This is a genomic window from Microbacterium mitrae (assembly GCF_008017445.1).
Classification (GTDB): Bacteria; Actinomycetota; Actinomycetes; order Actinomycetales; family Microbacteriaceae; genus Microbacterium; species Microbacterium mitrae.
The window spans coordinates 485,127-499,420 of sequence record NZ_VRSW01000002.1; the positions used below are offsets into that span (position 1 = coordinate 485,127).

A 14,294-nucleotide genomic window follows, 5' to 3' on the forward strand; every position below is an offset into this window, starting at 1 on the left:
AGTTATCCCCAGAATCTTGTGGAGCTCTTGTCGCTCGACAGCGCGCTGGTTATGCTGTCGCTACCTCCTAGGCAACGAGTTCGCATTCGTTGAAAGAGTTGTCGGCGTCGAGATTTCGTGGGGACGATCCGGAGGCGCCGGCGTATGCCGCGATGACGAGCAACCGTTCGTGATCGCGGCATCACACTTTCTCGCGTCGTCCACAGACCGTGCTACGCTGACTGCATGCGCGCGGGCACGCTCCTTCTTAGCTGCCGCGACGAGACCTCGTTCTAGGGCCTTCCTCGTCGCGGAGTTTGCTGTTGGTCCTTCCGTCTCTTTGAAGAAGAAGCAAACATCATGGAAAACACCCAGCGCCCCTCCGGAATGCCGATCCACAAGTATCGCCCGTTCCACGACATCATCGCCGTCGACCTGCCCGATCGCACCTGGCCCGACAAGCACATCGAAAAGGCTCCGCGTTGGTGCGCGGTTGACCTGCGCGACGGCAACCAGGCTCTGATCGACCCGATGAGCCCCGAGCGCAAGCGCGTCATGTTCGACCTGCTGGTTCGCATGGGCTACAAGGAGATCGAGGTCGGCTTTCCCTCGGCCAGCCAAACCGACTTCGACTTCGTTCGTCAGCTGATTGAAGAAAACCTCATCCCGGACGATGTCACCATTCAGGTGCTGACCCAGTCGCGCGAGCACCTCATTGAGCGCACGTTTGAATCGATCGTCGGCGCGAAGCAGGCCATCGTGCACTTCTACAACTCGACCAGCATCGTGCAGCGCGAGGTGGTGTTCCGCTCCGACAAGGAGGGCATCAAGAACATCGCGTTGGAAGGCGCGCGCTTGTGCAAGGAGTTTGAGGAGCGTGTTCCCGAGACGAAGGTGTACTACGAGTACTCCCCGGAGAGCTTCACCGGCACGGAGCTGGAGTACGCGGCAGAAATCTGCAACGCCGTGCTTGATGTGCTGCAGCCGACTCCCGAGAACAAGGTCATCATCAACCTGCCGGCAACCGTCGAGATGGCAACGCCGAACCTCTACGCCGACTCGATCGAGTGGATGAACCGGCACCTCAAGTACCGCGAGAATGTCATCCTGTCGCTGCACCCGCACAACGACCGCGGAACCGCGGTGGCAGCTGCGGAGCTCGGGTACCTGGCGGGCGCTGATCGCATTGAAGGCTGCCTGTTTGGCAATGGCGAGCGCACCGGCAATGTTGACCTGGTGGCGTTGGGCATCAACATGTTCACGCAGGGCATCGACCCGATGATCGACTTCAGCGACATCGATCAGGTCAAGCGCACGGTCGAATACTGCAACCAGCTGCCGGTTCCGGAGCGCAGCCCGTGGGCAGGCGACCTGGTCTTTACCGCGTTCAGCGGCTCGCACCAAGACGCGATCAAAAAGGGCTTCGAGGCGATGGCGGCGAAGGCCGACGCCCAGGGCGTCAGCGTCGACGACATCGAGTGGGCCGTTCCGTACCTCCCCGTTGACCCGAAAGACCTCGGGCGTTCGTACGAGGCCGTCATTCGCGTCAACTCGCAGTCTGGCAAGGGTGGCGTCGCCTACCTGCTGAAGAACGACCACGCGCTTGATCTGCCCCGAAAGCTGCAGATCGAATTCTCCGGCGTCGTGCAGGCCAAGACAGACGCCGAGGGCGGCGAAGTCACGAGCGACCAAATCTGGGCCATCTTCAACGACGAGTACCTGCCGGCCGATATGGCAGAAGATCGCTGGGGTCGATTTGAACTGCTCGCAACGCGCACCAGCTCTGAGATGACCGGCGAGGTCGTGCTTGATGTGGTGTTGCGTGACGGCGATGAGCGCATTCAGACGCAGGGAACCGGCAACGGCCCGGTTGCGGCCTTCGTGAACGTGCTACAGAGCCTGGGCTTTGATGTCACCGTCTACGACTACGTGGAGCACGCGATGAGCTCGGGCGGCGACGCGCAGGCAGCGTCGTACATCGAACTGCAGGTTGACGGCGATCGCCTGTGGGGCGTCGGCATTGACGGCGACATCTCGACCTCGTCGTTGCGTGCCATCGTGTCGGGAGTGAACCGTTCTATTCGCTCGCGGGAGCGCAACGCCGCTCTGGTGTAGCGAGACGAGCCTGAGTTCCGGGGTGCCAATATGGCACCCCGGAACTCGCCTTTTACGGCTTGACGATTGTGATGGTTCCGGTCTCTGCGGCCACCTTGCGCCGGTGCAGGCGCCGCTGCTCCGGAAGCGAGAGGTCAAAGATCACGGCCAGCACGCGGATCACGGCGGTCACCAGAATGCCGGCGATGGCGGCTGGAACCATGGGGGCGCCGAGCGAGAACGCGACGGCAACGGTGGCGCATCCGGCACCGGCTGCGACCGCGTAGAGCGAGCCGACGTGCATGATGGCGACGGGCAAGCCCATGATGACGTCACGCAGCACTGATCCGCCAACGGCTGCGCAGACGCCCACGAAAACCGCGGGCACCACGGGCATTCCCACGGTGAGCGCCTTCACCGTGCCGAACGCCCCGAACATGCCAATAGCCCCGGCGTCCAGCACCACGATGATCGCATTGGCGCGATGCAATACTCCGGCCAGCAGCATGCCGACGAGTGCGGCGCCGCACGCCGTCAACAGGTACCAGTTGGACTGCAAGGTGGCCGGTGGCACGCCAATGAGCAGGTCGCGGATGAGACCGCCGCCCATGCCGACCAGAAGCCCCATGATGGCAACGCCCAACAGGTCAAGGCGTCGCTCGCCCTGAAACCCCGCGGCAAACAGCGCGCCCTGCACGCCACCGACACCGACGGCAAGAAGATCCGCCCACAGCGGAATCACGAACACGGTTTCGATCACCGCTCCATTCTTGCGTGCTCGATGGGGTTAGGTTGAAGGCATGCCGTTTCGCACGACACGCCTCGCCGCCGAGCACACCGATCTAGCCGCGCAGTTCGCGCAGATTCGAGACCAGCTCAATATTTCGATCTCCTTCGATGCCCGCGTTGAGCGCGAGGCGGTCGATGCGACCGCGCACCCGCCGTTGCCGGAGCATGATCAGACCGACATCGCGTTTGTGACGATCGACCCGGAGGGGTCGAAAGATCTCGATCAGGCGCTCTTCATCGAGCCGGCCGCCGACGGGTACCGGGTGTATTACGCGATCGCCGACCTGCCGGCGGTTGTCACGGCGGGCGGCGCCATTGATCACGAGGCGCGTCGGCGGGGTCAAACCATGTACGCGCCGGATGAGAGCGCGCCCCTGCACCCTCGCGCGATCAGCGAGGATGCTGCCAGCCTGCTGCCTGACGTGGTGCGCTCCGCCTACGTGTGGACCTTCGAGTTGGACGACGTGGGCACGGTCACCGCCACCACCCTGAAGCGCGCTCGGGTGCGAAGCCGTGAACGTCTCTCCTATGACGAGGCACAGCACCGCGCTGACAACGACGATCTGTTGATGGGGCTGCTGCGACAGGTCGGCGAGCGCCGCATTGCACTTGAGGCACAGCGCGGCGGCGCCTCACTTGACATGCCGGAGGAGGAGATCGTCGCCGACGGCGACTCGTGGACCATCAAGCGCCGCCAACTCCTGCCGGTGGAGCAATGGAACGCCCAGATTTCGTTGATGACCGGCATGGCGGCGGCGCAATTGCAGCTTGGTGCTGGGCGCGGCATTCTGCGAACCATGCCGAAGCCGCCGCAGGACGCGATGGAGCACTTTCGGCGAGAAGTTGCCGCGATGGGGCTGCCGTTTGCCGAGGATGAAGAGTACGGCGGGTATCTGCGCCGCCTTGATCGCGACCACCCCGCGGCTATCGCGGTGCTGATGGCCGCACGGTCATTGTTCCGCGGCGCCGGCTACCACGTGCTCACCGGCACCGAGACGCCAGACGAGGTGATTCAGGCGGCCATTGGTGCGCCGTATGCGCACACCACGGCGCCGCTGAGACGCCTGGTTGACCGCTACGTGCTGGCACACTGTGACGCCATTGCAAACGGCACCCAGATCGCGCCCTGGGCGGCTGCGGGGCTTGACGGCCTCAGCGAAATCATGGCGGCAAGCTCTCAAAAAGCGGGAGCGCTCGAGCGGGAGTGTATTGCGGCCGTCACCGCCGTGATTCTCGCCCCGCGGGTCGGTGAGGTCTTTGATGCGCTAATCGTTGACCGTCGAGAAAACCGGGCCGAGCTTGAGCTGATAGATCCGCCGGTCACGATTACCGCGGTGGTGGAGGGCGAACCCGGAACCGCGGTGCGGCTGAGGCTGCAAAGCATCACCGATGCGGGAGCGGTGTTTGTCGTTGCCTAGCGGGGCGCAGCCCCCAGTGTCGGTGCGGCGCGCGATAATGGAGTGTGCCCACCTATCGTGACGAAGCCGTCGTGCTGCGAACCCACAAACTGGGAGAAGCAGACCGCATTGTCACGCTGCTCAGCAGGCGCCACGGCAAGATTCGCGCCGTGGCCAAGGGGGTTCGCCGCACCAGCTCGAAGTTTGGTTCACGCCTTGAGCCGTTCATGGTGGTTGACGCGCAACTGTACGAGGGGCGCTCGCTCGACATTGTGAACCAGGCGGAAAGTCTGGCAACCTACGGCGCCGATATCGTGTTGCATTACGACCGCTTCACCGCGGCAAACGCCATGGTGGAGGCCGCCGATCGCCTGGGCGACTCGGAGGCGACGGCACAGCAGTACCTCTTGCTGGTTGGCGGGCTACGGGCGCTTGCCCGTGGTGAGCATGGTTCGCGAGCGATTCTGGACTCTTACCTGCTGCGCGCGATGTCGCTTTCGGGCTGGGCGCCAGGGCTGGAACACTGTGCGCGCTGTGCACAGGAGGGGCCGCACCAGACGTTTGTCGCACAGCTGGGCGGCATGGTGTGCGATAACTGCGCACCCGTTGGTTCCGCCCGCGTACCTGCGGGCACCACCAGCATGCTGGAGGCGCTGATCCGTGGCGACTGGACTGCAATTGAATCGGCAGCCCCCAACGACCAAACGCGCGCATCCGGACTGATCGCCGCATATACCCAATGGCACCTCGAGCGCAGCATTCGCTCGCTCGCACACGTGGAGGCGTAGTGACCCCGAAGCCATATACCCACAAAGACGCCGTGCCGTTTCGGCCGCTGGACTGGACGGGAATCTACCCGCCGGAGTACCCCAAAAAGGCTGTTCCCGCGCACGTTGCCGTCGTGATGGACGGCAACGGTCGGTGGGCAAATCAGCGGGGACTGAACCGCGTGGAGGGGCACAAGGCTGGGGAAATGGCGCTGCTGGATGTGGTGGCCGGCGCCATTCAGGCCGGGGTTCGCCATCTCTCGGTTTATGCGTTCTCTACCGAGAACTGGGCGCGCTCGCCAGAAGAGGTTCGCTTCTTGATGGGTTTTAACCGCGATGTGCTTCACCGTCGGCGCGACCAGCTCAACGAGTGGGGCGTTCGCGTGCGGTGGGCGGGGCGCACTCCGCGGCTGTGGCGATCGGTGATCAAAGAGCTCCGTCACGCCGAAGAACTCACCCGGGAGAACACCACGCTCACCCTCACCATGTGCGTCAATTACGGTGGCCGGGTTGAACTGGCCGACGCCATGACCTCGATTGCCGAAGATGTGGCCGCGGGCAAAATCAAGCCGAGCGCGGTCAATGAGACGCTCATCGCGAAGCGGCTCTACCTGCCAGACATGCCCGATGTAGACCTTTTCGTGCGGTCATCCGGCGAACAACGCACGTCAAACTTCTTGCTGTGGCAGTCGGCGTACGCCGAGATGGTGTTCTTGGACACGCTGTGGCCCGACTTCACCCGCCAAGACCTCTGGCAGGCGATCGATATTTACACCGGCCGAACCCGCCGCTTCGGTGGCGCGATTGATGCGCCGAAGCCTGCCGCAGAACCCGCCTCGTAGCCGGTTAGAGCTCGGCGTCGGTCAGAAAGTACTCGCGTTCCAGCGAATGCCCGAACATCTTGATGTTCAAACAATCAGCCGGGGTCTTGCACTTCATGACGCTGTCGTACTGCGTATAGGTCCAAAACGCGAGCAGCTTGAGGTCAAGTGCCGCACCGGTGACATTGGCTGGACGGTCTTTGTTGCCGTAGCCCGTCGCGTAGTGGAGCTGCGCCGCGGGAACGCCGGCGGCCTGCGCCGCGGCGCGGGTCAGTGAGCCGACCGCGCTGTGGTCCGAGTGATCACGCTTCGATGCCCACGACTCGTTCGGAACCAGGGTGAGCACGTTCGTGGGGGAGTAGGCGCTGGTGAGTTCGGTCAGCGATGCTTGCAGCAGATTGAGGGAGACCTCGGCATGCGAGTCGACCGTGTGAATGACCGAGATCGTGTCGGTGCGTAGCCGCGCCAGGCTCTCCCACCCCGTGGCTTCGAACCCGTCGCCCTTGATATTGCCATCGGGCAGTCTCAAAAACGTCACCGAGATTGATGGATCGTCGCTGGCGGTGAAGCGGGTCACGGGCAGGCCCGACGCCAGGGTGAAGTGCTCCTCCGTCCACGGCAGGTCGCTGCCGCGCAGCACATCGTACGCACTCAGAATTCCGCTCTCGCGAGAGGTCGCGTACTGCATCCCCGAACCAGCATCACCCGCGGTCACGAAAACGGTGCGCACGCACAGATCGGCCGCCATGGCATTCGCGATCGTCGGGTTCGCAAAAATGAGGTCATCGTCGTAGTGAGCCATCACCGACATCGTCGTCTCGGTTGCGCATTCCTGCGTTGCAGGGGATGCCGCAGGCGTCGGCGGTGTGGGCGGTGACGGAACCGTGGGCTCAGGTGTGGGGGTTGTCGTCGTCGGCTGTGGCTCGGGTGTCGGTGAGGGGGTGAGCGTAGGCGAGGGCGCCACCGGCTGCGGGGTACCGGCCGACTCGCTGTGTGACTGTTGGAATACCGGAATGAGCCCGGTGGCGGCTCCCGCCCCGAAGCCGACAACACCCAACACGGCGACGCCGATGATGCTCCACATCACGGTGAGTCGCCTGAGCCGACGACGGCGTGCGCGCGCGTGACGGCGTGTCCCCTGCATGGTTCCCCTTCCACGTGCGTCGAGCAAGCTACTGCCCGGCGCTTTCCAGCGTAAGTGGGCGTGCTGCGATCTTCATCGGGGAAAACCCCGGGAATAGAACCCAATAACCCTGATGTTGTGCATGAGGTGACCGAAAAGATTCAAATTGACGTGTGGAGCGATATCGCCTGCCCGTGGTGCTACATCGGCAAGCGCAATCTCGAGGGCGGAATTGCCGCGACCTCGAATGATCCCGATGCCCCGCAAGTAGAGATCACCTACCACTCATACGAGCTTTCCCCCGATACTCCCGTCGACTTTGACGGCAGTGAGATCGACTTTCTTGCCACGCACAAGGGCATGCCCAAAGACCAGGTTTCACAGATGCTTGACCATGTGACTCAGGTCGCGCAGGGAGCCGGTCTGGAGTACAACTTCGACGTGCTCAAGCACACCAACACGGTGCGCGCGCACGAGCTGCTTCACTTTGCGAAGGCGCACGGCAAGCAGCACGAAATGGCCGAGCGGTTGATGTCGGCGTACTTCACCGAGGGTAAGCATGTCGGCGAGATCGATAGCCTCGTCGCGCTGGCAGCCGAGGTCGGTCTTGACGCCGATGCAGCACGGGCCGCCTTGCAGTCTCAGCAGTACCTTGACGATGTTCGCGCCGATCAGGCGCAGGCCGTGAAGTTTGGCATTCAGGGTGTGCCATTCTTTGTTATCAACGGCAAGTACGGCGTATCGGGCGCACAGCCCGCCGATGCCTTCGCGCAGGTATTGCGCCAGGTATGGGCAGAGGAGACCGAGCCCGCCGCCTCATAGCGATTAATGACGAAGGCGCTCACCGCGAACGGTGAGCGCCTTCGTCGTGTCATGGCGCCGAGGCCTCCGTCATCGAGGCAGGTTTGCCTCGATAACGGAGATCACGGCGGGGTCGGTCGGGATGACCGGCGGGCGGAACCGGTGCAGCGTGCCCCCGGGGGTCAGCACGAACTTTTCGAAGTTCCACAGCACCGGGCCGCGCTTACCGTCGGTGTCTTTCGTCTTCTTCAGCGCCTTGTACAGGGGGGCCGCGGAGCGGCCATTGACCTTAACCTTGTCGTTGATCGGAAACGACACGCCCCACGTCATGGCGCAGTAGTCGAGAATCTCTTCCATGGTTCCGGGCTCTTGTCCCATGAACTGATTGCACGGAAAACCGAGCACCGTGAAGCCGCGGTCGCCGTAGGTCTTCTGCAGCTCTTCGAGTTGCTCGTACTGAGGCGTCAATCCGCATTTGGAGGCGACGTTGACAATCATCACGACGTCATCGCGGTACTCGGCGAGCGTGTGTTCGTTACCCTCCGCATCGACAAAAGCGATGTCGCGCAGGGGGGTCTCCGTAGTGTCGGTCATGCTTTGAGACTACTGCGGACGGGCGGAACCAGGGCGAAATTCGGCAGAAATGGCGTGGCTGGGAGCGCGCCGCACCCGGTGAGCTCCGGGTGGGGGAGAATAGAGGGGTGACGATGACTACAGCTCCCACTCAGCCGCTACGCATCGGGCCGATCGAATTGGAAGCTCCGGTCGTTCTGGCGCCGATGGCAGGCATCACCAACACTGCATTTCGCCGGCTGTGCCGCGAGTACGGCGCTGGTCTCTTTGTCAGCGAGATGATCACCTCGCGCGCCCTCGTCGAGCGCAACGAGGTCACCATGCGACTGGTGACGCACCACGAGTCGGAGAACATTCGATCCATTCAGCTGTACGGCGTTGACCCGAAGACGGTTGCTGAGGCCGTGCGCATCATCGTCGCCGAAGACCGCGCCGATCACATCGACTTGAACTTTGGCTGCCCCGTGCCCAAGGTCACGCGCAAGGGCGGCGGCTCCGCCCTACCGTGGAAGCACACGCTGTTCAACCAGATCGTGACCCAGGCGGTGCAGGCCGCCGAGCATCTGCCCCTCACCGTCAAGATGCGTAAGGGCATTGACGACAACCACCTGACGTATCTTGATGCCGGACGCATGGCAGAAGACGCGGGTGTTGCCGCCGTTGCGCTGCATGGCCGCACCGCGAGCCAGATGTACTCCGGCCACGCCGATTGGGATGCCATCGCCACCCTGAAAGAGACCGTCACGAGCGTGCCGGTGTTGGGCAACGGCGACATTTGGTCAGCCGACGATGCCGTGCGCATGATGGCGCAGACCGGCGCCGACGGCGTCGTGGTCGGCCGCGGCTGCCTCGGTCGCCCGTGGCTGTTCGGCGAGCTGGCACACGCGCTGGGCAACAACATTGCCGCCAAGCCCGTTGATGCGACCCTGGGCTTTGTTGCTGCCGCCTTCAAGCGTCACGCCGAATTGCTCACCGAGTTCTTTGAAGACGAGGTTCGTGGCTGCCGTGACATTCGAAAGCACGCCGCCTGGTATTTCAAGGGGTATCCGGTTGGTGGAGATATCCGCTCGCGGTTCGCTACGGTGAGTACGTTGGCGGAGATCGACGAGCTCACCACCCTGCTTGACCTTGACGCGCCCTACCCTGGTGAGGCTGCCGAGGGTCAGCGTGGCCGAGCCGGAACTCCGAAGCGAACGGTGCTGCCGGATGGTTGGCTCAATTCGCACGACATCGCAGCCGATGTGGCCTGCAACCTGACTGAAGGAGAAGCGGATACCAGTGGCGGTTGATGGCGTGGGATCAGGGCGTATCGCGGATGGCTACGATGCGCATGATGTCGAGCGCTTTCACCCAGAGCAGCACCGCTCTGAGCGCGACAATTTTGCCCGCGACCGCGCTCGCGTGCTGCACTCCGCCGCGTGGCGACGCCTCGCCGCAAAGACCCAGGTACTCTCGCCGGCATCGCCCGCCGATTTTGCCCGCAATCGTCTGACCCACTCGCTTGAAGTGGCGCAGGTGGGGCGTGAACTTGCGACAAGCCTGCGGCTCAATCCCGACCTCGTCGATACCGCGTGCCTGACGCACGATCTCGGTCATCCCCCTTTTGGGCACAACGGCGAGCGGGCCCTTAATTCGTGGGCAGAAGGCATTGGCGGCTTTGAAGGTAACGCCCAGACGTTGCGTATTCTGGTGCGGCTCGAGCCGAAGGTAATGGATGAGAACGGCGACTCCTTCGGGCTCAACCTCACCCGCGCGAGCATTGACGCCTCGTGCAAATACCCGTGGACGCTGGATGCGCCGGTGCCAGACCCGGGTGGTCGACTGAAGTTTGGCGTATACCCCGATGACGAGCCGGTCTTTGACTGGATGCGTCTTGGCGCACCCGAGCGCGTGCGTTGCATTGAGGCCGAGGTGATGGATCTCTCGGATGACATTGCCTATTCGGTGCATGATTTCGAAGATGCCATTGTCAACGGGTACCTGAGCCCCGCCCGGCTCTCCGACCCGGCAGAGCACGAGGCGCTCGTCTCCAGCATTCAGGCATGGGTGGGCTTTGACTACTCGCGCGACGAGCTCGATGAGGCGCTTTACCGGCTCACCCGCCTGCCGCTGTGGCTGAAGAGCTTCGATGCCTCGCGTCACGATCTGGCGCGTTTGAAGAACCTCACCAGCGACCTGATTGGCCGGTTTGCTCGAGCCGCCACCATTGCCACGCGCGAGGCGTACCCCGTCGTCACCATGACGCGCTATCAGGCGCATGTCGTGGTTCCGCGCGACGTTGAAACTGAAGTTGCCGTTCTCAAGGGCATTATCGGTGCCTCGGTCGTGTCGATCGAGGGCCGTAAGTCGATTTACAAAGAGCAGCGCAAGGTGCTCAAGCGCCTCGCCTCGGCACTATGGAACGAGGGCGGGCACGCGCTGGATCCGGTGTTCTCCGCCGACTTCCGTGCTGCCCGCGACGATGTCGCTCGCCAGCGCGTCATCGTTGACCAGGTCGCAAGCCTCACCGATGCGACTGCGCTCGCCTGGCATCGCCGATTCGTCGGTGACATCGACGCCGCCGACGTTGGTATTTGGTCGCCGGGCGCTCGCCCCGTGACGAGGTCGTACTGATGCCCCGCATCTTGCAGGCCGACGTCGATGAGGTGAAGGCGCGCACCAGAATTGACGAGATCATCGGTGAGCGGGTTGCGTTGCGCTCAGCGGGTGTGGGCTCGCTCAAGGGGCTCTGCCCGTTTCATGACGAGAAGTCGCCGAGCTTTCACGTGCGACCACAGGTTGGCTACTACCACTGCTTTGGTTGCGGCGAGTCTGGTGATGTCTACACCTTCTTGCGTGAGATGGATCACGTCACCTTTACCGAGGCCGTGGAGCGTCTTGCTGGGCGCCTTGGCTACCCGCTGCACTACGAAGATGGCGCCTCGGCGCCAGGAACCAGCGGACGCGCGCGGCTGTATGCCGCCAATGCCGCAGCCGTCGAGTTCTTCCGCGGAGAGATCGGTTCGGCCGAGGCCGAGACCGCTCGCGCATTCTTGGGTGAGCGTGGGTTTGACGCCGCCCACGCAAATCACTTCGCCGTCGGCTACGCGCCACGTGGCTGGGACAACATGACCAATGCGCTGGTGCGCAAGGGGTTCACACGCGACGAGCTGCTCGCTGCCGGGCTGGTGTCTCAGGGCAACCACGGCGTGTACGACCGGTTTCGTGGGCGCCTGATCTGGCCGATCCGCGATGTGACGGGGCAGACCATCGGCTTTGGCGCCCGCAAACTGTACGAAGACGACAAGGGGCCGAAATACCTCAACACTCCGGAGACGCCGATCTACAAGAAGGCACAGGTGCTGTACGGCCTTGACCTCGCCAAGCGAGACATCGCCCGTGGCGACCCGAAACGTGTTGTGGTTGTTGAGGGCTACACCGACGTGATGGCCTGCCACGTCGCCGGCATCACCACGGCTGTCGCGACCTGCGGAACGGCTTTTGGCGTTGACCACATCAACGTGCTGCGGCGAGTGATGGGGGATGATTCCGGCCACGGCGAGGTTGTTTTCACCTTTGACCCGGATGCCGCGGGCCAAAAGGCCGCGCTACGAGCATTTGCTGAAGAGAAGCGATTCAACGCGCAGACCTATGTGGCTGTCGCCCCCGATGGCCTCGACCCGTGCGATTTGCGATTGCAGCGCGGCGATCAGGCAGTGCTTTCGCTGATGACCTCCAAAGTGCCGATGTTTGAGTTTGTGATCGATCAGCGCCTGGCCAGTTACGACCTCGCATCGGTTGAGGGTCGGGTCGGCGCGCTGCGAGCCGCGGCTCCCGTGCTGGCCGATATTCGAGACGCCCTGCTTCGACCCGAGTACGAGCGGGTGCTCGCTCGTCGCCTCGGAATGGATCCGACCGACGTTCACCGCGAGGTTGAGGCCGCCGCGCGTCGTGCGCCCGCCGAACGTCGCGCAGACGATCGCCGCACGCAACAGCACGGCGGCGATGGCGCAACCAGTGGTTCCGGCACCCCCGGTGCCCCAGGGGCATCCCTCGCGGGCGAAGAGCAAATGCCTGCCGTCGCCGTTACACTCGCGACGCTACCGCGCACCCCGGATGTATACCGCGACCGCAATACGCTGATGGCGTTCTTGCAGTACGGGCACCTGCTGGATCAAGATCTGATGGCAGAGGCGCTACAGACGCCGTTCAGCCACCCCGCGTTCGACGCGGTGCGGGCCGCGATTCTGGCGCACAGTGAGCGCACCAAGCCGGGCTGGGCGCTCACCGCAATCGGCGGCGTGCGCGAACCATATCGACTCGTGGCGGGCGAGCTGCTGGCGGCAGAATTTCCTGCGAAAGACGAACAAGCCGCCGTCGTTGCGGCTCAAGATCTCGCGCTTTCGAAAGTGGAACGCGCGATGAATGCGCAAAAGAACGAGCTGCTCGGCGCCGTGCAACGAATCGCGGCAGAGTCGGAAGAGGGGCGCGCTCTGCGAGTGCAGCTGCGCGAACTCGATGTTCGCATCCGTAGTCTGCGTGGCGAGTAGACCTCGCGACGAGCCTGGGTCAGGATGGGATGATGGCACGCCGACGACATGACTCCGCCGCGGTTCGCGCCGTTGATCTCAGCATCGGGACCACGCAGTTGCGCATCGTTGACGGTGTCACGCTGGTCATTCAACCGGGGGAGACCTTCGTCGTTTCTGGCCCTGCCGGTGCCGGGAAGACGACGCTGGCCTCGCTGATTGCGGGCCAGCCGGCGTCGGGCGTTGACATCGTTGGCGGCGACCTGACGGTGGGTGGAATTCCTGGCAAGCGACCAGGGCGACTGCGACGCGAGTGGCTGGTGCGCACCGGATACCTGCCGCAGGGCGCCGGGGCGCTGTTGCCACCCCAGTTCACGGTGGGGGAGATTATCGCCTCACCGATCACCTCGCGTTCGCGCAAACACAATCCAGCGGCCCTGCGTCAGCGCGTCGCGTCGTTGCTTGATGAGGTGCATCTGCCGCTCGGCGCGGCCGACAAGTACCCGTATGAGCTCAGCGCCGGCATGTTGCAACGCGTCGCGTTTGCTCACGCCATGGTGCTGGAGCCGGCCCTACTCGTCGCGGATGACCCGATGGCGAACCTTGACGTTGAAATGCGTCCGGTGATCTATGAGGCCATTCGGCGACGCCAACGTGAGCGCAATATGGCCAGCCTCATCGTCACCAACGACGCCAACCTCACGCGCGAATTTCAGGCTTCCGCCATCGCGCTACGTGGCGGGCATGTTGTCGCCGACGGCGACTTCACCGCGGTTCCGCGACCCACCCCCACGGGCCCGATTTCTGCGGCTTTCCTGGCCGAACATACCGAGCCGCCGCGCACGAGGCGGCAGCGTCGCGAGCGTCGGCGCTAGGAGCGCGGAACCAGCAGGTGGCGGTGCTTTTGCTTTCCGCTTGCCAGCCAAGAACGGGACAAACGCGCGACGCGCCCGGAAGTTGGCTCGTGTTCTGATGCACCAATCTTGTTTGCTATGCTGGTGTGGTTGCCCCGCGACGGGGCTGATCCCTCATAGCTCAATTGGCAGAGCAGCCGACTGTTAATCGGCAGGTTTTTGGTTCGAGTCCAAATGGGGGAGCAGAAAACCCCCGGAAGTCTGAGACTTCCGGGGGTTACTTGCATTTGCGCGCCGATGTGCGCCGCGGCGGTACCGCAACAAAGGGTTTTCAATCCCTCCCGAATCTGGGAGGCTTGGCGCAACGACGACCAGGAATGGAGGAACTCTCATGGGACACCGCAAAGACAACAACGAGTTGCGTACGGAGCGGGTCGAGCAGGAGAAGCGTCAGGAAGTCCGCGACGAGGCGTTCGAGCAGAGCGAAGGCACCGACAACCTGGGCTCGCAAGACGAGCGACGCAAAGAAGGTCTTGGGCACCAGTAGGGCTCACGACACGCTTGGATAGATCGTCAAGAACAGATCGG

13 protein-coding genes and 1 tRNA gene are annotated in these 14,294 nt (G+C 63.4%); 11 read left to right on the forward strand and 3 right to left on the reverse strand.

What is annotated here, in order from left to right:
• The first annotated feature begins 339 nt into the window (after positions 1-339).
• Positions 340-2,094 carry a 2-isopropylmalate synthase gene (gene leuA, locus FVP60_RS09100; RefSeq protein ID WP_147825938.1) on the forward strand — a complete coding sequence of 585 codons (1,755 nt, stop codon included), beginning with the start codon at positions 340-342 and terminating at the stop codon, positions 2,092-2,094.
• Positions 2,095-2,146: 52 nt separating this feature from the next.
• Here the strand turns inward: leuA and FVP60_RS09105 are convergent, their stop codons facing one another.
• Complete coding sequence (locus tag FVP60_RS09105) at positions 2,147-2,833, reverse strand: trimeric intracellular cation channel family protein (protein WP_147825939.1); 687 nt, start codon at positions 2,831-2,833, stop codon at positions 2,147-2,149.
• A 40-nt stretch (positions 2,834-2,873) separates the two neighbouring features.
• On the opposite strand from FVP60_RS09105, the gene FVP60_RS09110 reads away from it, so the two are divergent.
• The 3 genes from FVP60_RS09110 to FVP60_RS09120 are packed head-to-tail and all read left to right on the forward strand — an operon-like array spanning position 2,874 to position 5,868.
• On the forward strand, positions 2,874-4,280 hold the full coding sequence (locus FVP60_RS09110) for an RNB domain-containing ribonuclease (RefSeq protein WP_147825940.1): 1,407 nt from the start codon (positions 2,874-2,876) through the stop codon (positions 4,278-4,280).
• A 44-nt stretch (positions 4,281-4,324) separates the two neighbouring features.
• Positions 4,325-5,047, forward strand: coding sequence for a DNA repair protein RecO (recO, locus tag FVP60_RS09115; RefSeq protein ID WP_147825941.1), 723 nt, complete (start codon positions 4,325-4,327; stop codon positions 5,045-5,047).
• Positions 5,047-5,868, forward strand: coding sequence for an isoprenyl transferase (locus FVP60_RS09120; RefSeq protein WP_147825942.1), 822 nt, complete (start codon positions 5,047-5,049; stop codon positions 5,866-5,868). The genes recO and FVP60_RS09120 overlap by 1 nt, the downstream gene beginning before the upstream one ends.
• Before the next feature lie 4 nt (positions 5,869-5,872).
• Here FVP60_RS09120 and FVP60_RS09125 read toward each other — a convergent pair whose 3' ends face one another.
• Positions 5,873-6,991 (reverse strand): PIG-L family deacetylase, encoded by a 1,119-nt coding sequence (locus FVP60_RS09125; protein WP_187240619.1) that lies wholly within the window; start codon positions 6,989-6,991, stop codon positions 5,873-5,875.
• A 126-nt stretch (positions 6,992-7,117) separates the two neighbouring features.
• Between FVP60_RS09125 and FVP60_RS09130 the strand changes: the two genes are divergently transcribed.
• Positions 7,118-7,792, forward strand: a complete 675-nt coding sequence (locus tag FVP60_RS09130; RefSeq protein WP_147825944.1) for a DsbA family oxidoreductase — start codon at positions 7,118-7,120, stop codon at positions 7,790-7,792.
• A 69-nt stretch (positions 7,793-7,861) separates the two neighbouring features.
• Here the strand turns inward: FVP60_RS09130 and FVP60_RS09135 are convergent, their stop codons facing one another.
• Entirely contained in the window at positions 7,862-8,365 is a 504-nt protein-coding gene (locus FVP60_RS09135; protein WP_147825945.1) for a glutathione peroxidase, read from the reverse strand.
• Positions 8,366-8,478: 113 nt separating this feature from the next.
• Here FVP60_RS09135 and dusB point away from each other — a divergent pair, with 113 nt between their 5' ends.
• The 6 genes from dusB to FVP60_RS13040 all read left to right on the forward strand — a co-directional run bounded on the left by dusB (position 8,479) and on the right by FVP60_RS13040 (position 14,253).
• Positions 8,479-9,633 (forward strand): tRNA dihydrouridine synthase DusB, encoded by a 1,155-nt coding sequence (gene dusB / locus FVP60_RS09140; RefSeq protein ID WP_147826028.1) that lies wholly within the window; start codon positions 8,479-8,481, stop codon positions 9,631-9,633.
• Between the two features lie 4 nt (positions 9,634-9,637).
• Complete coding sequence (locus FVP60_RS09145; RefSeq protein WP_246132539.1) at positions 9,638-10,957, forward strand: deoxyguanosinetriphosphate triphosphohydrolase; 1,320 nt, start codon at positions 9,638-9,640, stop codon at positions 10,955-10,957.
• A complete protein-coding gene (gene dnaG / locus FVP60_RS09150; RefSeq protein WP_147825947.1) occupies positions 10,957-12,873 on the forward strand; it encodes a DNA primase in 1,917 nt (638 codons plus the stop codon). Before FVP60_RS09145 ends, dnaG begins: the two co-directional genes overlap by 1 nt.
• A 32-nt stretch (positions 12,874-12,905) precedes the next feature.
• Positions 12,906-13,727, forward strand: coding sequence for an ATP-binding cassette domain-containing protein (locus FVP60_RS09155; RefSeq protein ID WP_187240621.1), 822 nt, complete (start codon positions 12,906-12,908; stop codon positions 13,725-13,727).
• A 149-nt stretch (positions 13,728-13,876) separates the two neighbouring features.
• Positions 13,877-13,949, forward strand: a tRNA-Asn gene (locus FVP60_RS09160).
• 148 nt (positions 13,950-14,097) lie between these two features.
• Positions 14,098-14,253 (forward strand): hypothetical protein, encoded by a 156-nt coding sequence (locus tag FVP60_RS13040; RefSeq protein WP_187240622.1) that lies wholly within the window; start codon positions 14,098-14,100, stop codon positions 14,251-14,253.
• Positions 14,254-14,294: the final 41 nt, after the last annotated feature.